A 23,410-nucleotide genomic window follows, 5' to 3' on the forward strand; every position below is an offset into this window, starting at 1 on the left:
GATTCCGCAACAGGTAAACGAAACTCACTCGAGGGTGGCTTGTCAAATTGCACATCCGATTGCGCTGAAAACTGATTGGACTTTTGGACTTCCAACGCTTGTTGGCGTTGTTGCTGGGTCGCATCAAGCTGGTCTAATGCTTTTTGCTCTAAAGGCGATAAATTCGCTGCTGAACTCAAACTTGTCGCTGTCAACAGCACAAATAAAGGAAAATGGCGCATAAAAAATTCCTAACGACCTGAATAAAAAGGTGTTTTTTGTTATGAAAAAATTCGGCACAGTCTATTTCATGACCAATTTATTTTCAACTAAAACAATCCCATTTTTGATTAAAAAAACAGCAATCAGAACTTCAAATAAAGAAAAAACTGATTTAACCCAACATTATCGTTTTAAACCAGTTGCTATATTTTGATACAGTAACAAACAACTCCATTCAAGACGGTATACTGCTATCAATCAAAAAATCTAACCACTATGTCGAGAATGGGAGTTGAATTTAGAGCCTAACTATTTGAATATAAATAGATTTATTTTAAACAAATAAAAATAGGTAACAAAACAGGTAACAAAAACTGTTTTTATCCCTTATTTTTGATTGTTTTTTATACTTTATTTATGCCTAATATCCCTCTATAAAAATGAGTTTCTTTACATTATAAAAAAGGACTAATTAAAACTTGTTAAAAGGGTGTCAGCCATTGGCTGAACCTATCATGTATACGTTAAGATAATTTTCCTAACGGTGAAGTACCTCACTCTTATCTATTTGCTAATAAGCGTTGTACAAATTTACATATCGGACAATAACAATACGGATTATCTTCGTATGAGTACGGATAAAAAATTAGTTATTAATGATCATTTACATGGGGTTGTTTTTAAAAATGACATTTTAAGTAGACTGAAGAAAATAGGAGGTTAATACATCAAAACAAAGCACAAAGTGATTATTGAATCAAAAATTGGGGGATTTGATTGGCTAACGAATTGAGAGTAGAGAAAACCGCCAGTGTGGCGGTTTGTTGATTAATTAATGTAGCAATAAGACTGTGGAGGTGTGCCAGAAGCTATAACATCTGAAATTGCTAATGGCTCATCGTATAATTTGAATGAGTCAATTTCAAAAGCATGCGCTAAAGCTCTTGTGGAAAAATACTCATCAAAGAAATTTTTGGTAATACCAGAAAATTCTTTTGTTTTTTCCCAGAGTGATTCTGGTGTATAGGATATCACATCTTTAATCTTAAATTCACCGACCACTTTTCCAACTGGCATTGTGGAGTAAACGACAATTGTTGTTATTCCTTCGCGTTTTGGTAGCGATTTTCTAAACTCAAATTTTTTTTCACCTGAGATGATTTTTTCTACGAACTCAGGTTTAATCGATAATAAAACTTTCATTGGCTTTTGATAAATATATAATTTTGTTAAATTTTTCGTCCGAAATTGGATGTAGTACTATTCTATTTTTATCTTGAATAATTCCATTGTCAAGCAAGGATTGCCGATTAATTCTTTTAGGCAACGCTAAATTATATGTGAATCTAATTACATATTCAGGATATTTTTCATAGTAGAAACGGGATAACTCTTGCTCTGTAAATACACTAAATTTTAGACAATATTTAAGATATTCAGAGAGTGTTTTAAATTCGCTAACATGACGCACATTTTCTACTACGCAAACGGAGGATAATACAGATCTGTAATAAGCTCTCTTTGCGATATCAGTCATTCTATAAATCACAATAATATCACCACATTTTAAATCAGTAGCGTTATAAGCAGCGGAAATATAAATCTTATGAATGCTATTTGAATGTGACACATCTTTAATAATATCTGGAGATTCTCCAAATAATTTTGATTCTGGAAACATTCTTGTGTGATATTCAGGTCTTATGGCAAGTAGATATTTATTAGCGTTTTGTTGATGAATGAAAGGGTAGTCCTGATAAATATGGTTCTTGAACACATGGAGATCTCTTAGGTAAACAAGCTCAGTCCCGTTTTGGCTAACTTTTTCTCCATTCTTCTCAAAACCATAGAATTTGAACAAGTCGATTAATGCCTCATGTTTTTCAAAAACAGTAAGATAAACTATATCAATATGGTTTGTTACGGCAATATCTAATATTTTCTTTATAAACCTTTGTCCTCTTAATGTTCCTACAGGATTAAACTTAAACGTCCCCACTTTCATCACAGATTTTCCTCGAATAGGTGGGTTTACATCTTCTACATCACTCTCAAATTTATAATATAAAAAGCCTTCTATCAGGTTATTATCGTTATATAAAACATAAGCCCGCTCGTTTGACTTTCTTCGAAACCAGTTAGAAAACTCTTTATAATCTTTCTTTAAGCTATCAAAGAATGGATCGTCTAAATTGACATCGGAGAAGAGTACAACTTTTAAGTTATCCATATTTTTTTCCTTAATATTAAATCCACTAACCACAAAGCACAGATCACCAGAAGACTTTGTTTATCAACTCCCACACTAAATTCAACAAAATCACCTCTATAAAAAGTCGATTTTTAATATTAAGACAATAACGTTATATAAACAAACATCCATTATGTGTTTTGTGATCCGCCTCAAAGAGTAAAAAAGGTCGAAAAACTGGAATAGCGATAAAAAAGAGTTGACGGGGCGGTATTCAGGGCTTTTTCCTAGAACTTTTTACCCACCCCTCCCCATACCTGAAAATTTTAATTTCGCGGTTGTAAAAATTAAGTTAAGGGGGCGGTTTCTAAAGTGAAAAGCTGTAGAAATTTAGCCTCCCCCCTTTCTCTAGATTGATAGATATGGATACTTTAAGAGTATTTTTACATAAGATGATGATGCCTAGAAATTCAAAAAACTGCCAAAAACCGCGCGCGTCCAGCCCCGTGGAAAGCCCACTCCCGTCAGGAGTACCTTTTAATCTAATTCCTTGTTATATCAGGCTTTATTTATGCCACAATCACTGGTAAATAACTCAATCAATATCAATTCCTTTTCTATCGACATCTTTAGGCAATAAAAAAGCACCATTTAGGTGCTTTTGGATTATGTAACTACTACACTTTTAATCGTTCAATTAAATCATTAGGAGAAATGTAACCAATAGTTTGTCCTATTTTTATCTTCCCTAGTAACCTTAAGTTTAGCAGAGTGTTTAAATCTGCTCTTGCTGTATTCTCAGAAATACCATACTCATTACTGACCTCTTTAGCCGTAAAGATATGTCCTGTTTCTTTTACTGCCTTTTGTAATATTTGTATCTGTCTATGGTTAAGATTCTCTTTTTTAGTATAACTGGAAATGATAGCGGTAAATTCCTTAAACCGACTTTGTTTATCATTGATATATCTATCTAGGTCATCAATAGCACGCTTAATAATTTCTGCTTGATAATACAGAAAATAAGTCATATCTAAATCATCAGTTTCTGTATAAATATAAGCTCTAGCATACGAACTAGACGCATCTTTAAGTAACCTACTAATTGAAATATATTCAAACAGCCAATAACCACTTTTTAACATAAACCAATAAAATAAAGCTCTTGCGGTTCTTCCGTTGCCGTCACCAAAAGGATGAATATAGCCAATAAGAAAATGGAGAATAATTGCCTTTACCACAGGGTGAATAAACAATGTGTTCTCACCGTTATGATTCTGGTTCGCAAAATCACAAAAATCTGTCATTAATTTAATTAAATCTTTGTGGGAAGGTGGTTGGTGAACCTTATTTCCATCATAATCAGCAATATAAATTTCATCATCTTGTCTAAACTCACCTGCGACTGCGTTATTTTCAATAGCATTATGCGTTGCTGTACAATGAAGTTTTAAAATCATTTCTATTGAAAGAGGTTCATTTCTTAACTTGGTCGCCTGTTGCATTAAGCGATAGTTATTTAAGATCATCATTTCATCTTTAGTTTTGGGTGCTCTTTCTGTTTCAAGCATTTCTTTTGCTACTTTCCGAGTTGTTACCGCACCCTCAAGCTGTGCTGATGTAATAGCCTCTTCCATAATTAATGATTTCAACAAAAAATGATTTTGCTCGGGCTTACTTAATCCCGTTAAATTATCAGTGCCTACACTTCCACCACTATTCTTATCAATGTAATGTAATAATGACTGTAACGAGCTAGGAACGCAAAAAGAGAATCTAATATCACCAATAGCGATATAAGTCATTAAAGAACTTCTACTCATCTTTGTGAAAAGCCAATGCAACTCTGACTTTTTAGGGTAAATACGCTTAAATTTATGCCAGTGCAAATACTGCCCCTTATCATTCGTAACATTCACTTTTGCTAAATCCAAAATATCTTCAATACTGGTATCTTTTAGCAATTCCATTAGCTCACTTAATGTTTTAGGTTTTGATATTCTCATAGCTTTCAACTCAATTTTTTAAATTTGAGTTAGTTAACCACTTTTTAAATTTATTGTAAATACTGTAAATATGTCATGTAGTATATTCATCTGAAAGAATAAAAAGTCTTTTACTAAAATAAAAGCCAATCAATCGCTCTTACAGACCTCCTCCTCAAATTCTGCAGTCTGGATAAGTAAATAACATCTTGTGCGCTTAGGGTCGATTTTATGCGGTAATCTCGTTGTATAACGATAGCCTTTATCCTTACTTACAACCAATAAGCCAGATTTAAGCAAAATCTCATTTGCCTGTTTCTCATTAAACCCTTTGATTACATCTTGAATATAGACTTGTGGGAATATGTAAAACTTCTCGTCCGTGTCCTTTTCTACCTCTGCCAATATTCGATAACCTGCAGTATCTTTTGGCTCTGGCTGATTGGGATTAAAAGGAAAATCTACAAAACGAGAAGTAAAGCATTGTAAAAAGCCACTCACCAGGTCTATTACTTGGCTTTCTTCTCTTGAGTGATAACCAAACTCATTGACCCACTCATTAAACGCCTTAATCAGTGCCTCACTATTACTTTCTTCTGTCCAGTGAGTTTAAAGGTTTGGCTAACTGTAAAGCGGGCTCTGGCTTGTGATAAAGACAAGTCAGGATAGGTGCCTAAGCTTATTGTCGTGCGTTTTTTGGTGTAAGGCTGAGCGTATCAAAAACGCCATAATTTCGCCCCCCTACTTGATACTTCTAAAAATAGCCCATCACCATCATATAGTGGTTTGCTACTCGCTTTTGCGTTTTTAATCTCGCTGTCTGTTAGTTTCTTCACTAATCTAGCCATAAAAAAACTCCATGTAGAAAGAGTTATTTTTAGAAAGCATACTCAAGATAGTACTATTTTTTGAATATTCAAATTATAGTACTAAACGCACTCAATCCTTATCATATAAGGCATTGCGAGATTTTTAGTACTATAATTTAAAAGTTTTATTTTCTCATTTTGGGAGTGAATAGTACTAAAATGGGTTCTTTCTAAAATTATAGTACTATTTATAGTACTAAAAATGTGGGTTAGAATGAATAAGTTTGATTAATTTTGCACTATGTAAAATGCGATAAACCTTGATTTTACTGGGTTTTATTAATTATTTTGGTGAGGTTTGATGAAGATTGATTTATGGATTGGCGGAGGAGAATGGGAGTCGAACCCACCCGAGATTGCTGGCAACCTCAACAGGATTTGAAGTCCTGCCGCTTCACCGGAAACGACGCTCCTCCGTATAGGAAAGTGTGGTGAACTTTAACGTAAATATGTTTTTGATTCAAGTTAGCAACGAAAATTTCCGTAAAACAGACCGCACTTTTTTAAGCACATCACAAAATCTGTCTTTGTTGACGCTGAATACTGAATTTTGAAGTGAAAACGAGTATGATTAGACCAATTTTGTCAGCTAAAAAGGAATTACTCATGTCCCTTTATCAACAACTGCCTTCTATCGACAAACTATTAAAAACGACTGAAGGTGCTGAATTAGTTACTCAATTTGGACATACTGCGGTGGTGAATGTCTGTCGTAGTTTAATTGAACAGGGGCGTAAGGCAATAAAACGTGATCAGCAATTACCGCAAATTTTCACTGATGTTCAGCACATTATTAACGAAATTAGACACAAATTAATTCAACAACAGCAAGTGAATATTCAGTCTGTGCATAATTTGACAGGGACAGTATTGCATACTAACTTGGGACGTGCATTATGGGCAGAAGCAGCACAACATGCTGCTTTAACAGCAATGCAGCAAAATGTTGCGCTTGAATATGACCTTCATGCAGGTGAACGTAACCATCGTGACAACTATATTAGTGGACTCCTTTGCCAGCTAACTGGTGCAGAAGCCGCTTGTGTCGTCAATAATAATGCAGCAGCGGTTTTGTTAATGTTAGCGACCTTTGCACAAGGCAAAGAAGTGATTATTTCACGAGGGGAATTGATCGAGATTGGTGGGGCGTTTCGCATTCCTGATATTATGCAACAAGCAGGTTGTAAGTTAGTCGAGGTTGGCACAACTAATCGCACTCATTTAAGTGATTATCGTAACGCAATTAACGAAAATACTGCCTTTTTAATGAAAGTTCACAGCAGTAATTATCAAATCTGTGGTTTCACTAAATCTGTTAGTGAGCAAGAATTAGTCGAATTAGGCAAAGAATTCAATTTACCTGTGATAACTGATCTTGGTAGCGGTGCCTTGATTGATTTAACGCAATACGGTTTGCCAGCAGAACCAACAGTCCAAGAAAAATGGGAACAAGGCGTGAATTTGATTTCTTTCTCAGGCGATAAATTACTTGGTGGACCACAAGCAGGCATTATTGTAGGTAAAAAAGCCTGGATTGAGCGTTTACAATCCCATCCATTAAAACGTGCATTACGTTGTGATAAAGTGATTTTAGCTGGTCTAGAGGCCACCTTACGTTTGTATTTACAGCCTGAAAAATTAAGTGAAAAATTGACCGCACTTTATTTGCTGACCCAGCCTATTAATGAGTTATTAGCTAAAGCGGAAAAGCTAAAAACAGCATTACACGATAAATTAGGTAATGATTATATAGTGAAAATTGAAGAGAGTTCAGCGCAAATTGGCAGCGGTTCACAGCCGTTAGCAATAATTCCTTCAGTTGCAGTAACTCTTTCTACGGAAATGTCTGGAAAATTGACCGCACTTTTAAATCACTTTAAACGTTTACCACAGCCAATTATTTGCCGAGTCGAAAAAGAAAAAATTTGGCTTGATTTACGTAGTCTTGCTAGCTTAGAGCGGTTGCTAGATACGCTCAAACAACTTTAAAAAATCATTTTAATAATGGGGCAATCTATTATTTTAAATGCCCCCTTTTTTACTTTCTCTTACTTTTCTTTAACTTAACCAATGCGTTTTAGCGCATCGTAAATTAAGCGCCAGAACTTTTCTTTATCTAATTTCATCGCGACTTGTGTATGGCAATTTTCTGGTATTGGGTAACGAAAATCGGCCACCGTCATTCCTAAAGTATGGGTGCCTGTTAACTCAATATTAACTGGTACAGCTTTTGTAGTACACACTGTTGGATCAATAACATAAGCAACAGCGCAAGGATCATGCACTGGTGGATAATCAAAACCCTGTGTTTGTTTGTACATTTTGCCGAAGAATGCTAACAGTTCGAGTACAAATTTAGCGGGTTTCGTTGAGATTTGTCCAATTTGCTCAACGACATCAGGGGTTGCTAGCGCCTGATGTGTTAAATCTAAGCCAACCATTGTGACTTTCCATTTTTCGTTGAACACAATATGTGCAGCTTCTGGATCAATTTTAATATTGAACTCTGCTACAGCACTCCAGTTACCAGTATGATAACCACCGCCCATCAATACGACTTCTTTGACACGTTCTACAATACGCGGCTCTTTACGTACTGCCATCGCAATATTAGTCAATCCTCCAGTTGGTACTAATGTGATTGTTTTCGCAGGATGACTCATCACTAATTCAATAATTAAATCTACTGCATGGCGAGGATCTAATGCTAAAGTTGGCTCAGGCAAAACTGGACCATCCATACCTGATTCACCATGAATGCTTGGTGCCACTTCAACTTCACGCACTAAAGGACGTACACAACCTTTCGCAATAGGTACATCAATGATATTGGCAATTTCGGCTACTGCTAACGCATTGCGACTCACTTTTTCTAAAGTTTGGTTACCAACAACTGTTGTGATCGCTAACAACTCAATTTCAGGATTACCATGTGCAAGTAAAATAGCAATTGCATCGTCATGACCGGGATCACAATCTAAAATAATTTTTTTCATTTTTACCTCATTCTCAGCATAGGTATATACAACGCACTGTATCTTTTCAAATTTATCTTTGAGGTTAGAAGGATTATTCTTTAATCACAATGCTTTGTTAACATAATTGTGAACGGGATCACAACATCACCTAATACCGACTACAACGTATCAGCAATAACAAAAAATCTTAGCCATTCTGTGGCTAAATGATAAAATTACGCAGAATTGATTTGAGGAAAACAATAACATGATTATCGTTACATCTGGCCATGTCGATCACGGCAAAACCGCATTATTGCAAGCATTAACTGGCACGAACACAGCGCATTTACCAGAAGAAAAAAAGCGTGGTATGACGATTGATTTAGGTTATGCCTATCTGCCACTCACAAATTTGGAAAAAACAGACCGCACTTTAGGTTTTATTGATGTACCGGGTCATGAGAAATTTTTAGTCAATATGTTGGCTGGATTAGGTGGTATTGATTATGCCATGCTCATTGTTGCGGCAGATGAAGGAATTCAGGCACAAACAGAAGAACATCTCACTATTTTACGTTTGTTGCAGTTAGCACAAATTATCATCGTTATTACAAAAGCAGATCGTGCAACCTCAAGTCAAATTGACCAACTTTCCCAGCAATTAAAAGCAAACTACCCCATTTTAGCCAAGTCACCTCTTTTTATTACTTCTGCTAAAACAGCACAAGGAATCGAAGCATTACGTCAATATTTAGCACAACTCCCGAATCGAGCTGATCAAAATAGACCTTTTCGCTACGCTATTGATCGTGTATTTAGTGTGAAAGGCGCGGGTACAGTAGTCACAGGCACAGCCTTTGCTGGTCAAGTCAAAATTAATGATGAATTGTATTTATCGAATGGCCAAACTGTACGTGTAAAAAACATTCATAGCCAAAATCAACAGGCACAACAAGGTATGGCAGGTGAACGCTTAGCCCTCAATATCCACACCGATTTAGATCGTACATTAATTGAACGTGGTGATTGGTTATTTTCACAGGCACCACAAACAGCAACAGCGCGTATTAGCGTACAAATCACTGCTGAAATGTCGTTAAATGAAAGCCAATCAGTACATTTATACCACGCCTGCGCACGTTCTACAGGTAAACTGAATTTATTGCAAAATAGAGAGTTATATCCGACGCAACAAGGTTTGGCTGAAATTATTTTGGAGAAACCACTCTTTTTAGCATACGGAGATAAATTAATTTTGCGCAGTGCTGATGCCAAACAGGTTATTGCTGGTGCTAAAGTGTTAGAAATCAACTCGCCAAAACGTTACAAACGTACCGCAGAACGATTGGCTTTGTTACAGCAATTACAACAAGCAGAAACTTGCGCAAAACGTACCGCACTTTACTTACAACATAAAGCAATCCCTGCACAGACCTTAATGTGGGTGGAGCAATTATGTGAAAAGCAACTACTTGATATATTGCAAGAAAATCAGCAAATACGCTTTCAAGATTGGTGCTTTAATCACGATTATCAACAGCAACAATATGCGAAATTACATGCTGCTCTTGCACAATATCATGAGCAACATAATGACCAATTAGGCATTAGTAAAGCACGCTTATATCGTATCGCAACCTTAAATCAACCTGAAAAATTAATTTATTACTTTATTGATGAACTATTAAACCAAGGCAAACTACAACAAACTCGCGGTTGGTTACATTTACCCGAACATAAAATATCGTTTTCAGTTCAAGAGCAACAGCTCTGGCAAACTGTATTAGCGCAATTTGAACAAAATAATGGTCAAGCATTATGGGTACGTGATTTAGCCGCCGTGTTAGCACAAGAAGAAACGGTTATGCGAAACTTTCTCTACAAAGCAGGTAAACTGGGCTACCTCACTCCGATTGTCAAAGATCGTTTTTTCCTTACCGAAACTATTTATGCTTATTCTCGTTTAGTCAAACAATTTATTGCTCAGCATGGTGCTATTTCTGTTAATCAGCTACGTGATGAATTGAAATTTGGACGTAAATTAGTTGTACAGTTGATGGAATATTTTGATCGCTGTGGTTTTCTACGTCGTAAAGGTCATCTGCATGTATTAAGAGATGGAGATGTGTTTGATTTATAAATGAGATGCAAAAGATAAATGCTGTAGTGTAACCGCGCTCACAAAGCAGCTCACTTTGCATTCACCGCAACCATTGCAATCTTGATTCACAAATAGCTTATTTTGTTGGTAAACAATCGCTTTTTGAGGGCATTTTTGTTGACATTCTGTGCAGTTTTGCCCTTGCTGAGTTAAACATTTTGAACTGAATCTAGGGCGAAGTTCAGTATCAGCGGGAAAAACACGATGTAAAGCATGGCGCTCACATACTTCAGCACATTGAGCACAAAAATCACATGCAGAGAAATCAATGTCAAGGACAGGTTTATGCTCAATGAGACGAATCAAACCATAAGGACAAGCCTTTACACAATCCCCACAGCCATTACAGATTTCAACAAATAATGATTCTTTAGCCGCAAAAGGGGGGCGATTTTGTTGGCGCTTTTCTTGCTTAACGGCTTGTTCGCGTCCTCCCAATAGACCACGTAATAAACCACGACGAGAAACCCTATGATGGCTTAAATACGCCTCATAATAACGTTCATCGCGGTGATTTTGTGAACTATCTGAAATACATTTTGGCATATAAAGCTCAATTTCGTTAACGGTATATGCGGACTTGTTGTACCTCAATTGCCAGTTGTTGCTGCCAATCAGTCAAAGTGAGCTGCGTTAATAAAGCAAGACCTTGATAAAATACTGACTCTTGCTGTTCTGCCATGAGTTGTAAATAACGTGTTGACCAAGTGAAAAAATGCTCCGCTAAAAATACGTTTAGCAAATCAGGACGTCTCTCTGCTAAGTAAGCTGCGAGCATTAACAGCAGACCAATGTGATCTTCTGGCTCATCTTGTTCTGTTACAAAGGCGACTTCATTTTGGCGTAAAAATTCACGTAATGCCAGTAATGAATCACCAAAGATGACTGATTCTTGATCAAGATACACCGATCCCCAAGGCGGCGCTATTAATGTATTTGGTCCAATAAATAAACCTTGATATTCCATAGCTAACTGCTCAGAATGCATTCCTTGTGTAATTTTCTGCACAATTTCCGCATGAGGTTTTGGTTGCCATTCGTTTTGCCAATCGGCTTGTTGGAAAAATTCGATAATCGGTGCTAAATGTTGATCATCAGGTGTGTAATAGAATAATGTACCTAATAAACGCCCAGAAGCGGAGATCCATTGTAATTGTTCTGTCTGCATAAATTCATCCGAAAATTGTGAAAAAAAGACCGCACTTTATCAGTAAAATATGGAGCAAGTGACAACTTGCCCCACCTTATAGGCTAAGCACCTACTGCCATGCCCGCAGTCATATGTAATCCATAGAACAACATACGTCCAATCATTTCACCAGCAAGTACACAGAAAACAGCAATAATTTTACTCATAATTGAAGTTGGTTTATGTACAACATAAAACAATAACACAACAGCCAAACCAATTAAGCAAAAACGCAGCGCTGTCAATACCGCAAAGTCAGGTACAAGAGCAGTGGCTTTTTGCACTGATGTCACAATACCAGCTAAAGCAACCCCTTGATACATTGCAACGATAGCCGCCACAAATGCCATAATTGAAATGACAGTCGGCACCCAAGTAATTACTTTACCATCAGGACGTTCTGTATGTAATAAAGCATAACCCAATGTAAAACCACCTAAAATAACAGTTAAATAGAAGCCCCAAGTAGTGAAACTCGTATTCCATGTTGGTACTGTCGCAATATGATAAACCTGATTCATCATGTACATAAAAATAACACCAACAGCAGAAGCTAAAACTAACAATAAACTTGCAACGGCTTTAGGTAATTTATCTAACATCGCAAATAACCAATACACACTAGCAAATATAAAGAACAAGGCTCCTGTAGCAATTTCATTACTTAACATAGATTCGCCTACGCGATTTAACGAGTTAAACGCACGTAATGGAGAACCTAAATGTGCAATAGAAGCCACGAAACCAATACTTAATAATGCTAATAATACAAACATCGCTTTATGAATATAACGGCGATAATGTACATCTTGAGTAGTAAATAGCACCATCGAAAAGACTAAAAATGCACCAACAACGGATTGTGCTAATACTGTAAAAATGACTAAAGGTAATTCATGTAATCCATTCATTTTACACCTCTCTTGGGTTAGCTAAGAAACCCGTTGTGTCACCACTTGGGCGAGCATGTTTATTTGTTTTCACCACTAAATTTGGCGCAGTAAGATCTGCTGGCGGTAAAGGTGCAATTGAGGCTTGTTCGCCATATTTTTCTCTTAATTCCGAAATCGGAGCAAAATCTAATGCACGTAACGGGCAGGCATCAACACAAATTGGCTTTTGCCCTGCTTTCACACGAGAATAACAACCATCACATTTGGTCATATGCCCTTTAGTTGCATCATATTGTGGCGCGTCATATGGACAAGCCATATGACAATAACGGCAACCAATGCAAGTTTCTTCATTGACAATCACAAAGCCATCTGCATTTTTGTGCATTGCTCCTGTTGGGCAGACTTTTACACAGGCTGGATTATCACAATGGTTACAAGAAATCGACATATAGTAAGTAAACACATCTTGATTCCAGCAACCTGTGTTATCTTCAATCCAATTCCCGCCGCTGTATTCATAAATACGACGGAAATTAACCGCTGTATCTAAATCTTTATAATCTTTACAGGCTAATTCACAAGTTTTACAGCCTGTACAGCGATCTGAATCAAAATAAAAACCATATTGTTCCATAGCTCACTCCTTAGACTTTTTCAACTTGAACTAAATTAGAATGTTGTGGATTACCTTTTGCTAAAGGCGATGGACGTTGTGTAGTTAATACATTGACACAACCAGCATGATCGACACCTTTGCTATCTGGCGCATACCAAGCACCTTCGCTTAATGCAACCACACCTGGAATAATACGCGGAGTGACTTTGGCATGAATTTGTACTTCACCTCGATCATTAAAAATACGAATCATATCGCCATTTTTAATACCGCGTGTCTGTGCATCAATCGGATTAATCCAAACTTCTTGTGGATTGGCAGCCTTAATCACATCAACATTGCCATAAGTGGAATGAGTACGTGCTTTATAATGGAAGCCTGTCATTTGTAATGGATATTTTTCCATCAGTTTATCGCCATAATGCTCAAAACTATCTGTATGAATTGGCAATGGATGAATCACTTCATCTTTTTCTAGCTTCCATGTTTGCGCAATTTCCGCTAAACGCTGAGAATAAATTTCAATTTTTCCAGAAGGTGTAGCTAATGGATTTGCCTCTGGATTTTCACGGAAAGCTTTGTAGGCAACATAAAAACCATTTGGATCAACTTTTTTGAAAATACCCTGTTTTCTAAACTCATCAAACGTTGGTAATTCGGGAATATTTTCACGAGATTGCTCATAAATATGGCGTAGCCATTCTTCTTGAGTACGACCTTCAGTAAATTGCTGTTTTACTCCCATTTTCTCAGCAAGATCACTTAACATGTCATAAATATTGCGGCATTCAAACGATGGTTTTACCACTTGATCAGCAAAGATGACATAATCCATATTCGCAATATAAGCATCTAAACAAAAATCCATTTGTTCTGATGTTGTACAATCTGGTAATAAAATGTCACTATACTTAGCAGTTGAAGTCATATGATTATCAATAGTGATGATCAATTCACACTGACTTTCATCCTGTAAAATTTGATGAGTGCGATTAATATCAGCATGTTGATTAATCAAACAATTACTCGCATAGTTCCAAATCACTTTGATTGGTGCAGTCAGTTTATCAACACCTTTAATACCATCAGTTAACGCGGTCATCTCATGGGCACGGAAAATCGCATCTGTCCATAAAAACATCGGAATACTTGCTTGAACAGGGTTTTCTAAAGTTGGCATGCGCACAAATGGCATAGCATATGCACTTTCTCTTGCTCCCGTATTACCACCATGAATACCAACATTACCAGTTAAAATTGGTAGCATCGCAATTGCTCGAGAAATCAACTCGCCGTTACTACGCCGCTGAGGTCCCCACCCTTGAGAAATAAAAGCTGGCTTAGTGCCACCAATTTCTCTAGCGAGCTTAATAATTTTATCTACAGGAATTCCCGTAATTTGTGCTGCCCATTCTGGGTTTTTTGCAATACCATCTTCACCCTGACCTAAAATATAAGCTTTATAATGCCCATTTATAGGTACACCCGCTGGTAAGGTTTTTTCATCATAACCCACACAGTATTTATCTAAGAAAGGCTGATCGACTAAATCTTCGGTAATCATCACATAGGCTAACGCTGAAACAAGTGCAGCGTCTGTACCAGGACGAATAGGAATCCACTCATCCTCTCGCCCAGCCCCTGTATCAGTATAACGCGGATCAATAATAATCAATTTAGCATTGGATTTTTGACGAGCTTGCTCAATACAATAAGTCAAACCACCACCACTCATCCGTGTTTCTGCTGGGTTATTACCAAACAGTACGACTAACTTACTATTTTCAATATCAGCCATGCCATTGCCTAAAGCCCAGCCCCCGCCATAGGTATAATCTAAACCAACTGCAATTTGCGCCGTACTATAATCGCCATAATGATTAAGATATCCCCCAATACAATTCATAAAACGAGCAACCATTGTTGAACTTGGTGGCCAAGATTGAGTCATTGTGCCACCAAGCGTTCCCGTCCCATAGTTGAGATAGATAGATTCATTGCCATACTTCTCAATATTTTTACGCAAAGCAGTGGCTATTTCGGTCAGTGCCTCATCCCAGCTAATACGTTTAAATTTTCCTTCTCCACGTTTACCCACACGTTTCATCGGATATTTCAAACGATCTGGATTATAAACACGACGACGCATTGAACGACCACGTAAACAAGCACGAACTTGATGATCAAGATTGTAAGTCTCAGTCCCAGTATTATCTGTTTCAACATAAAGAATTTTGTTGTCTTTAACATGCATTCTTAGTGGACAGCGACTACCACAGTTAACGGTACAAGCACTCCAAACAACTTTTTCTTCTGTAGAATTGACCGCACTTTTCTCAGCAGCGGTAGCTTTGAATGGTAATGAAAGATTTGTTGCAGCTAATGCAGCACCAATAGATGTCTTTTTAAGCAAAGACCGTCTAGTCAATGTGGGATTGACAATTGATTTATCCATAACTTCTCCCCCGATGGTTATGTTATAAACAAAAATACGAAAGTATCGTTATTTAACACTCAAAAGGAGGTATACATAATGAGATAGATCAACTTTTTTCAAAAGAAAATGATAGCAACAACAAAAAATATGATATAAATCAATAAGATAATTTTAATGATAATTGTTTTTATTTAAGCAAAGCTAAATATTAACAAGATCCATTCTTTTGTAAGAAAATAATCACATTTACACGATAGCTTAATTTTCAATATCCACACTGACGACTTCTGGCTCATTTTTTAATAATAAATAAACATTTTGCAGCATAGTTTTATCCGTAATTAAACAACGAATATTTAAACGTATGTCATCTGTATTCGGTAAATCTTTTACATTTAAACTATCAATACGGTAATTGTTACTAATTAAAATATCGGTGATTTTACCAATAGCATTTGGTGTATTCAGTTGAATTGTCAGTTTTGTTTTACGAATTTTATTTTTATGACGCACTAAACTTTGCACAATTGGACTTAATCGCACTGCAATTAAAATCATCATAGTCGCAATAATGGCATCAAAGAAGAAACCTGCACCACTTGCAATGCCAATGCCTGCTGCCGCCCAAATAATCGCGGCTGTTGTTAAGCCAGAAATTGCATCATTGCTTTTACGTAAAATCACGCCTGCGCCTAAAAAACCAATCCCACTAATCACTTGTGCAGCTAGACGCATTGGATCGGTACGAATATTTTCAGACACTTGTGCATAATGTTCAGCAGCTTGAATAGAAACAATGGTTAAAACACAAGTCGTCACAGCAATAATGACACAGGTTTTTACCCCGACAGGCTTACGTTTTAACTCTCGCTCCAGTCCAATGATACCACCGAGTAACATTGCCATTGCCATTTTGGCTAAAATAGAAAATTGCGTTGAAGCTAAGAAAAGATGGAATAATTCAGTAAAGCTATTCATAGAAAGGTCAAATTAACATTAATTGGAATGTCCAATAATTCTAACAAGGGAATCCTATAAGTCTAGAGCCAAACTAAAATATATTTAATTACAACAAAAATGCCTCTAAAAAATAATTAGAGGCATAACGTCAGGCAAGAATTAATCTTCTTTACCTAAAATCTGATTTACCTCGCTCTTATACAACACAGCTTTAGCTCCAAAGATAGCTTGAATACCACCACCTACTTCAAGTACATCAATAGCACCCAATGCTTTTAAACGTGCTTTATTGACCGCTTTAACATCTTTCACATTCACTCGTAACCGAGTAATACAAGCATCGACATGCTCAATATTAGCAGCATTACCTAAAGCTTCAATAATGTGGTGCGCATTTTCAGTTAAAGAAGAAGTCGTTTGTTCTACTACATCGTCTTGCTCTTCTGCACGCCCTGGTGTCATCACATTGAATTTAGTAATCAGGAAACGGAATGAGAAGTAATACAACATCGCCCAGAATATGCCGACAATCACGACACGAATCCAGTTGGTATTTTCATTACCTTGTAAAATACCAAATAGTAAGAAATCAATAAAACCGCCAGAGAAAGTATTCCCAATTGATACATTTAAAATGTCTGCAATATAGAAAGAAACGCCATCTAAGAATGCGTGGAACACATAAAGCCAAGGTGCCACAAATAAGAACATAAACTCAATTGGTTCGGTGATCCCTGTAATAAAAGAAGTCAGCGCAGCGCCTAAGAACAAACCACCAATTAAACCACGACGTGCTTTTGGTACACAATGATACATAGCCAAGCAAGCGGCTGGCAAACCAAACATCATCGTATCAAAACGCCCTGCAAAGAAACGGGTACCTTCAGTAAATAAGCCTTGATGATTTGGATCTGCGAGCTGAGCAAAAAAGATTTTTTGTGCACCAACAATCGTTTCACCATTCACTAATTCTGTACCACCTAATTCGGTATACCAGAACAGCGGATAAATCATATGATGTAAACCAACAGCACCGCTCAAACGCATTAAGAAGCCATAGAAGAAAGTACCGACTGCGCCCATAGAAGCAATACTTTCACCTGCTGACACTAACCAACCTTGGAAAGTTGGCCAAATGAGGAAAAACACAGCACCGACAAAAATTGCAGCAAAGGCAGTAACAATAGGTACAAAACGTGAACCACCAAAGAAACCTAAAATTTGTGGTAGTTGGATATTATGGTAACGATTATGCAATTTGACCGTAATTAATCCCATGACTAACGCACCAATGACTCCCGTATCAATACCTTTTACCTCAGGCGAAAAAATTGGAATTAAGGCAGCAATCGTCCCTGTCATGATTAAATAACCAACTACGGCGGCAAGCGCAGCAACACCTTTATCCCGTTTTGCCAAACCGATACCTAAACCGATACAAAGTAACAACGCAAGATTGGCAAAGACCACACTTCCTGCTGCTGACATAATTTGAAAAATACTTTGTAACGCTGCATTATCCAAAATTGGATAAGCTTGTATGGTCGCTTTATTCGATAACGCGCCACCAATCCCTAACAGTAAACCTGCTGCAGGTAAAATAGCAATTGGCAACATAAATGCTTTACCAACTTGTTGAAGCTGTTTAAACATAGACTCCTCCTCGTAAAACAACAATTCTTTGTCAGTGTAAAGCTTTTATCTCAATCACACAGTGAGCTCTATCACAGATTTAGACTTCACTTAGCGGATTTTCTCTACCAACTCCTATATTTAGGCTAAGTAATTACATATAAACATAGCAAAAAATGATTTATTTATCATGAATCCAACTAACGAAATGATTTTGTAAAGAAATCTGGCAAAATTTGCAGTAAAATGACCGCACTTTTAACTAAATAACGGACATTATGTCAATTTCTAAACAAAAATTGATTGCTTATGCACAATTAATGCGTTTTGACAAACCTATTGGCACCCTATTATTACTTTGGCCGACACTTTGGGCGCTTTTTTTATCTGTAAAAGGAATGCCTGATCTCACTATTCTGACTATTTTTGTCTTAGGTGTGGTCTTAATGCGTGCTGCAGGTTGTGTGATTAATGACTATGCTGATCGTCATATTGATGGCAAAGTAAAACGAACCTCGCAACGCCCATTAGCAACAGGCGCAGCAACTGCACAAGAAGCAAAATATTTATTTGTCTTTTTAATTTTATGCGCTTTTATTTTAGTGCTCTTTCTCAATTATTATGCTATTTCCTTGTCTTTTATTGCGGTATTTCTCGCTTTTATTTACCCATTTATGAAACGCTACACGCATTTGCCACAATTATTTTTAGGTATGGCATTTGGTTGGTCAATTCCAATGGCGTACGGCGCATCAATTGAAACACTCCCTTTGGAATGTTGGTTACTCTTTTGCGCTAACTTAGCTTGGACTGTGGCTTATGACACACAATATGCTATGGTTGATCGTGATGATGATTTACGAATCGGAGTAAAATCAACTGCCATTTTATTTGCCCAATATGACAATAAAATTATTTCATTATTACAAATTGCCACCCTCATTTTTTTAGTCCTCATTGGTTATCTCGCGCAATTACACAATAGCTATTTTGTTGTGTTACTGCTTGCAACTTTATTATTCATTTATCAGTGTAAATTGATCAAAAATCGAAAAAGAGAAGATTGCTTTAAAGCATTCTTAAATAATAATTATTTTGGCTTAATGGTCTTTATTGCGTTTCTATTTGGCATTTTTTACTAACTCAAACATAACGCACCAATGAAAAAATCAAATGGTTTCTGCGTAAGTTACCTTGATTTTTCTTATAACATCTCAATATTAGCCAATACGTTTTGACATAAAAGGAAAACAAAATGACAACGATTGTAAGTGTTCGTCGTAATGGTAAAGTCGTCGTGGGTGGCGATGGACAAGTATCATTAGGTAATACAGTAATGAAAGGCAATGCACGCAAAGTGCGTCGATTATACCATGGTAAAGTCCTTGCTGGTTTTGCGGGGGGTACTGCTGATGCATTCACCTTATTTGAATTATTTGAACGTAAACTCGAAATGCATCAAGGTCATTTGCTAAAAAGTGCAGTGGAATTAGCCAAAGATTGGCGCACTGATCGCGCATTGCGTAAATTAGAAGCAATGCTAATCGTTGCAGATGAAAAAGAAAGCCTCATCATCACGGGAATTGGCGATGTAGTGCAACCTGAGGCAGACCAAATTTTAGCTATTGGTTCTGGTGGTAATTTTGCTTTATCTGCAGCGCGCGCACTTGTAGAAAATACGGATTTGTCCGCACGTGAAATCGTAGAAAAATCGCTACAAATTGCAGGTGATATTTGTGTTTACACCAATACCAACTTGACAATTGAAGAACTACCTTAACTTATAGGACATACATATATGGCGTGGCTTTACTTAATTATTGCTGGTGTATTAGAAATTGGATGGCCAATTGGTTTAAAAATGGCAGGTCAAGCGGAAACACGCTGGCTCGGGCTTTTTATCGCAATTGCCTTTATGACAGGTAGTGGTGCTATGTTATGGCTTGCACAAAAATCTATCCCAATGGGTACCGCCTATGCAGTTTGGACTGGAATTGGTGCAGCTGGTGCCTTTATTGTCGGCGTTTTATATTACAATGATGCACTGACTTTTTGGCGTACATTCGGTGCATTAATGATTATTGGTGGCGTGATTGTCTTAAAATTAGCGTCACACTGAAGAAATAAGAGAGAAAAATATGTCTGAAATGACTCCTAGAGAAATTGTTTCTGAATTAGATCAACATATTATTGGTCAAGCAGATGCTAAAAGAGCAGTTGCTATTGCGTTAAGAAACCGTTGGCGCAGAATGCAATTGCAAGAGCCACTCCGTCACGAAGTGACACCTAAAAATATTCTCATGATTGGACCTACTGGTGTAGGTAAAACCGAAATTGCACGTCGTTTAGCTAAACTCGCCAACGCTCCATTCATTAAAGTAGAAGCGACAAAATTTACAGAAGTAGGCTATGTTGGTAAAGAAGTCGATTCGATTATCCGTGATTTAACCGACAGTGCGATGAAATTAGTACGTCAAACTGAAATTGAAAAAAAACGTTTCCGTGCTGAAGAAGCGGCAGAAGATCGGATTTTAGATGCACTACTTCCGCCAGCTAAGAATCAATGGGGACAAGTTGAGGAAAATGACAACAATAGTACAACACGCCAAGTCTTCCGTAAAAAATTACGTGAAGGGCAATTAGATGATAAAGAAATTGACATTGATGTGGCAACCCCATCAATGGGCGTCGAAATTATGGCACCGCCGGGTATGGAGGAGATGACCAACCAATTACAATCTATGTTCCAAAATCTATCAACTGGACAAACGAAAAAACGCAAAATGAAAATTAAAGATGCGTTAAAAACACTGATTGATGATGAAGCAGCAAAATTAATCAACCCAGAAGAATTAAAACAAAAAGCCATTGATGCAGTAGAACAAAACGGCATTGTGTTCATTGATGAAATCGACAAAATCTGCAAAAAAGGGGAATACAGTGGCGCTGATGTTTCGCGCGAAGGTGTACAACGAGATTTATTACCCTTAGTTGAAGGCACAACTGTCAGTACCAAGCATGGTATGGTAAAAACGGATCATATTCTATTTATAGCCTCTGGTGCATTCCAAGTAGCACGTCCATCTGACTTAATCCCAGAGTTACAAGGTCGTTTACCTATTCGTGTTGAACTCTCTGCATTAAGTGCGGTCGATTTTGAGCGAATTTTAACAGAGCCAAATGCTTCTTTAACGGAGCAATACAAGGCTCTTATGGCAACAGAAGGTGTCAATATTGAATTTACGCCAGATGCGATCAAAAAAATTGCTGAAGCCGCTTTCCGTGTTAATGAAAAAACTGAAAACATTGGTGCGCGCCGTTTACATACAGTAATGGAACGTTTAATGGATAAAATTTCATTTGGTGCAAGTGAGATGAGCGGTCAATTAGTTAACATTGACGCAGCTTACGTGAGTGATGCCTTAGGCGATGTGGTTGAAAATGAAGATTTAAGCCGCTTTATTCTATAATAACTGGACTAAAAGCACCGTACTTTACATCAATTCAACAAAAGTGCGGTGCTTTTTTACTGTTTTTTCACTATTTTCTCAATTTGACCAATTCAACTGCATGATCTGCGCCTTTCGTTAAAATTAAATTCGCACGTTCTCTTGTTGGTAAAATATTTTGTTTCAAGTTCAAACCGTTAATCTCATCCCAGATCTTACCTGCAGTCACAATAGCCTCTTCTTTAGACAAATTAGCATAGTGTTTAAAATAAGAATTTGGATCGCTAAACGCACTTTGACGAAATTTTAAGAAACGACTGATATACCATTCTTTTAACAAGGCTTCATCTGCATCTACATAAATCGAAAAATCGACAAAATCAGACACAAACATTTGATTGGAACGATTATCGCCTGTTTGCAGCACATTTAAACCTTCCAAAATCAAAATATCAGGCTGATCAACTACATTAAATTGATCGGGAATAATGTCATAAGTTAAGTGAGAATAAATTGGTGCGCTCACCTTTGATTTACCTGATTTAATATCTGCTAAAAAACGAATTAAACGTGGTGTGTCATAGGAAATAGGGAACCCTTTTTTGTGCAAAATTCCTTCTTTTTGCAATCTTTCTAATGGATATAAAAAGCCATCTGTAGTAATCAAATCAACTTTACGCGCGCTTGGCCATTGTGATAATAAAGATTGAACAATCCTTGCTGATGTACTTTTTCCTACTGCGACACTACCAGCAATACTAATGATATAGGGCACTTTTGTCGGATTTACTCCTAGAAAACGATTCATGACATACTGGCGGTGTAAACTTTCTTCTATATAGTAGTTAACCAAACGTACTAATGGTAAATAAATAGTACGTACTTCGTCTAAAGATAACTCTTCATTAATACCTAACAATGGTTTTAAATCTTGCTCAGTTAAAGTTAAAGGCACAGATTTACGTAATTCCGCCCATTGTTCACGATTGAATGATAAAAAAGGTGTTAATTGATTTGATAAAAAATTGACGTTTCTTGACTTCACAATCTCTTCAACTTATTTATATAGCCGTAAATTGGATATGAAATATACCTTATAAACAAGCAAAATCGCATAAAATTTTTACAAATCAGCTAAATTTATAATAAAAAATCCGCTTTTTGACTGATAATTAAACGAACAATTAAAAAAAAGCATTTTTTTGCAAAAAATGCTTGTCAGCGATAAAAATTTCCCTATAATACGCCTCACTTGCTTATGAGATGCCGACTTAGCTCAGTAGGTAGAGCAACTGACTTGTAATCAGTAGGTCACCAGTTCGATTCCGGTAGTCGGCACCATTCTTTCTCTGCAGGTGTTCATTTAACGCGGAGGGATTCCCGAGCGGCCAAAGGGAGCAGACTGTAAATCTGCCGGCTCAGCCTTCGAAGGTTCGAATCCTTCTCCCTCCACCATTTTTTAAATGAATCTAGTTCTGATGGGTCAGATGAATTTAGGACTGCGGGCATCGTATAATGGCTATTACCTCAGCCTTCCAAGCTGATGATGCGGGTTCGATTCCCGCTGCCCGCTCCAAACGCTGATATAGCTCAGTTGGTAGAGCGCACCCTTGGTAAGGGTGAGGTCGGCGGTTCAAATCCGCCTATCAGCACCAGTCTTAAACTTCCTTTCTGTCCTTTAATTAACAGCAAATTTTGAATTTTGGTTAATGTGGTATATTGAACCATCCATAACCGTGTTTGTTTAGAGGGACTCTCAATGTCTAAAGAAAAATTTGAACGTACAAAACCGCACGTAAACGTGGGTACAATCGGCCACGTTGACCATGGTAAAACAACTTTAACAGCAGCAATCACTACAGTA

At 37.1% G+C, this 23,410-nt stretch carries 20 protein-coding genes, 5 tRNA genes and 2 pseudogenes; 11 read left to right on the top strand and 16 right to left on the bottom strand.

Annotated features, from left to right (window positions below; all coding sequences use genetic code 11):
* The 7 genes and pseudogenes from ACFSAV_RS06515 to ACFSAV_RS06545 all read right to left on the bottom strand — a co-directional run.
* A pseudogene (locus tag ACFSAV_RS06515) lies at nt 1–221 on the bottom strand (ShlB/FhaC/HecB family hemolysin secretion/activation protein); the annotation flags it as partial.
* A gap of 808 nt (nt 222–1,029) precedes the next feature.
* Complete coding sequence (locus ACFSAV_RS06520) at nt 1,030–1,404, bottom strand: ASCH domain-containing protein (protein WP_379097620.1); 375 nt, start codon at nt 1,402–1,404, stop codon at nt 1,030–1,032.
* Nucleotides 1,382–2,431, bottom strand: coding sequence for a GNAT family protein (locus ACFSAV_RS06525; protein ID WP_379097623.1), 1,050 nt, complete (start codon nt 2,429–2,431; stop codon nt 1,382–1,384). Before ACFSAV_RS06525 ends, ACFSAV_RS06520 begins: the two co-directional genes overlap by 23 nt.
* Nucleotides 2,432–3,069: 638 nt before the next feature.
* The gene (locus ACFSAV_RS06530; RefSeq protein WP_417629283.1) at nt 3,070–4,398 is read right to left on the bottom strand and encodes a Fic family protein; all 1,329 of its coding nucleotides are present in this window, start codon (nt 4,396–4,398) and stop codon (nt 3,070–3,072) included.
* Between the two features lie 129 nt (nt 4,399–4,527).
* Nucleotides 4,528–4,878, bottom strand: a complete 351-nt coding sequence (locus ACFSAV_RS06535) for a hypothetical protein (RefSeq protein ID WP_379097629.1) — start codon at nt 4,876–4,878, stop codon at nt 4,528–4,530.
* A gap of 131 nt (nt 4,879–5,009) precedes the next feature.
* Nucleotides 5,010–5,225 (bottom strand): annotated as a pseudogene (locus ACFSAV_RS06540) (integrase arm-type DNA-binding domain-containing protein); the annotation flags it as partial.
* 342 nt (nt 5,226–5,567) lie between these two features.
* Nucleotides 5,568–5,662: transfer RNA gene (locus ACFSAV_RS06545), tRNA-Sec, on the bottom strand.
* A gap of 190 nt (nt 5,663–5,852) precedes the next feature.
* Here ACFSAV_RS06545 and selA point away from each other — a divergent pair.
* A complete protein-coding gene (gene selA / locus ACFSAV_RS06550; protein ID WP_379097632.1) occupies nt 5,853–7,235 on the top strand; it encodes an L-seryl-tRNA(Sec) selenium transferase in 1,383 nt (460 codons plus the stop codon).
* Nucleotides 7,236–7,309: 74 nt separating this feature from the next.
* Here the strand turns inward: selA and uriH are convergent, their stop codons facing one another.
* Nucleotides 7,310–8,242 carry a uridine-preferring nucleoside hydrolase UriH gene (uriH, locus tag ACFSAV_RS06555; RefSeq protein WP_379097635.1) on the bottom strand — a complete coding sequence of 311 codons (933 nt, stop codon included), beginning with the start codon at nt 8,240–8,242 and terminating at the stop codon, nt 7,310–7,312.
* Between the two features lie 229 nt (nt 8,243–8,471).
* Between uriH and selB the strand changes: the two genes are divergently transcribed.
* Nucleotides 8,472–10,346: a selenocysteine-specific translation elongation factor gene (selB, locus tag ACFSAV_RS06560; RefSeq protein ID WP_379097640.1), complete on the top strand. Its 1,875-nt coding sequence runs from the start codon at nt 8,472–8,474 to the stop codon at nt 10,344–10,346.
* On the opposite strand, the gene napF is transcribed toward selB, so the two are convergent.
* The 7 genes from napF to ACFSAV_RS06595 form a co-directional block, all read right to left on the bottom strand.
* A complete protein-coding gene (napF, locus tag ACFSAV_RS06565; RefSeq protein ID WP_379097643.1) occupies nt 10,341–10,913 on the bottom strand; it encodes a ferredoxin-type protein NapF in 573 nt (190 codons plus the stop codon). The two genes, selB and napF, sit on opposite strands and share 6 nt — an antisense overlap.
* 16 nt (nt 10,914–10,929) lie before the next feature.
* On the bottom strand, nt 10,930–11,535 hold the full coding sequence (dmsD, locus tag ACFSAV_RS06570; protein WP_379097646.1) for a Tat proofreading chaperone DmsD: 606 nt from the start codon (nt 11,533–11,535) through the stop codon (nt 10,930–10,932).
* Between the two features lie 83 nt (nt 11,536–11,618).
* A complete protein-coding gene (locus tag ACFSAV_RS06575) occupies nt 11,619–12,467 on the bottom strand; it encodes a dimethyl sulfoxide reductase anchor subunit family protein (protein WP_379097649.1) in 849 nt (282 codons plus the stop codon).
* Nucleotide 12,468: 1 nt separating this feature from the next.
* Entirely contained in the window at nt 12,469–13,086 is a 618-nt protein-coding gene (locus tag ACFSAV_RS06580) for a DMSO/selenate family reductase complex B subunit (RefSeq protein ID WP_379097653.1), read from the bottom strand.
* 10 nt (nt 13,087–13,096) lie between these two features.
* Entirely contained in the window at nt 13,097–15,523 is a 2,427-nt protein-coding gene (locus tag ACFSAV_RS06585; RefSeq protein ID WP_379097656.1) for a DMSO/selenate family reductase complex A subunit, read from the bottom strand.
* A 240-nt stretch (nt 15,524–15,763) separates the two neighbouring features.
* Nucleotides 15,764–16,483, bottom strand: a complete 720-nt coding sequence (locus ACFSAV_RS06590; protein WP_101776403.1) for an MgtC/SapB family protein — start codon at nt 16,481–16,483, stop codon at nt 15,764–15,766.
* A 141-nt stretch (nt 16,484–16,624) separates the two neighbouring features.
* Nucleotides 16,625–18,118 (bottom strand): PTS transporter subunit EIIC, encoded by a 1,494-nt coding sequence (locus ACFSAV_RS06595; protein ID WP_379097660.1) that lies wholly within the window; start codon nt 18,116–18,118, stop codon nt 16,625–16,627.
* Between the two features lie 257 nt (nt 18,119–18,375).
* Here ACFSAV_RS06595 and ubiA point away from each other — a divergent pair, with 257 nt between their 5' ends.
* The 4 genes from ubiA (at nt 18,376) to hslU (ending at nt 21,567) form a co-directional block, all read left to right on the top strand.
* The gene (gene ubiA / locus ACFSAV_RS06600; protein ID WP_379097663.1) at nt 18,376–19,239 is read left to right on the top strand and encodes a 4-hydroxybenzoate octaprenyltransferase; all 864 of its coding nucleotides are present in this window, start codon (nt 18,376–18,378) and stop codon (nt 19,237–19,239) included.
* 113 nt (nt 19,240–19,352) lie between these two features.
* Complete coding sequence (gene hslV, locus ACFSAV_RS06605) at nt 19,353–19,877, top strand: ATP-dependent protease subunit HslV (protein ID WP_101776400.1); 525 nt, start codon at nt 19,353–19,355, stop codon at nt 19,875–19,877.
* An 18-nt stretch (nt 19,878–19,895) separates the two neighbouring features.
* Complete coding sequence (locus ACFSAV_RS06610) at nt 19,896–20,216, top strand: DMT family transporter (RefSeq protein WP_101776399.1); 321 nt, start codon at nt 19,896–19,898, stop codon at nt 20,214–20,216.
* Nucleotides 20,217–20,235: 19 nt separating this feature from the next.
* Nucleotides 20,236–21,567 carry an HslU--HslV peptidase ATPase subunit gene (gene hslU / locus ACFSAV_RS06615; protein ID WP_101776398.1) on the top strand — a complete coding sequence of 444 codons (1,332 nt, stop codon included), beginning with the start codon at nt 20,236–20,238 and terminating at the stop codon, nt 21,565–21,567.
* Nucleotides 21,568–21,637: 70 nt separating this feature from the next.
* On the opposite strand, the gene coaA is transcribed toward hslU, so the two are convergent.
* Nucleotides 21,638–22,591 (bottom strand): type I pantothenate kinase, encoded by a 954-nt coding sequence (coaA, locus tag ACFSAV_RS06620; RefSeq protein WP_379097668.1) that lies wholly within the window; start codon nt 22,589–22,591, stop codon nt 21,638–21,640.
* Between the two features lie 220 nt (nt 22,592–22,811).
* On the opposite strand from coaA, the gene ACFSAV_RS06625 reads away from it, so the two are divergent.
* From ACFSAV_RS06625 to ACFSAV_RS06645, 5 genes are all read left to right on the top strand, one after another.
* Nucleotides 22,812–22,887 (top strand) — tRNA-Thr (locus ACFSAV_RS06625).
* Nucleotides 22,888–22,916: 29 nt separating this feature from the next.
* Nucleotides 22,917–23,001, top strand: a tRNA-Tyr gene (locus tag ACFSAV_RS06630).
* Between the two features lie 46 nt (nt 23,002–23,047).
* Nucleotides 23,048–23,122: transfer RNA gene (locus ACFSAV_RS06635), tRNA-Gly, on the top strand.
* Nucleotides 23,123–23,125: 3 nt separating this feature from the next.
* Nucleotides 23,126–23,201, top strand: a tRNA-Thr gene (locus tag ACFSAV_RS06640).
* Nucleotides 23,202–23,305: 104 nt separating this feature from the next.
* Nucleotides 23,306–23,410 (top strand): GTP-binding protein (locus tag ACFSAV_RS06645; protein ID WP_005651251.1); only part of this gene is annotated, 105 nt, incomplete at its 3' end.

The organism is Pasteurella oralis (assembly GCF_042681465.1).
Taxonomy (GTDB): domain Bacteria; phylum Pseudomonadota; class Gammaproteobacteria; order Enterobacterales; family Pasteurellaceae; genus Pasteurella; species Pasteurella oralis.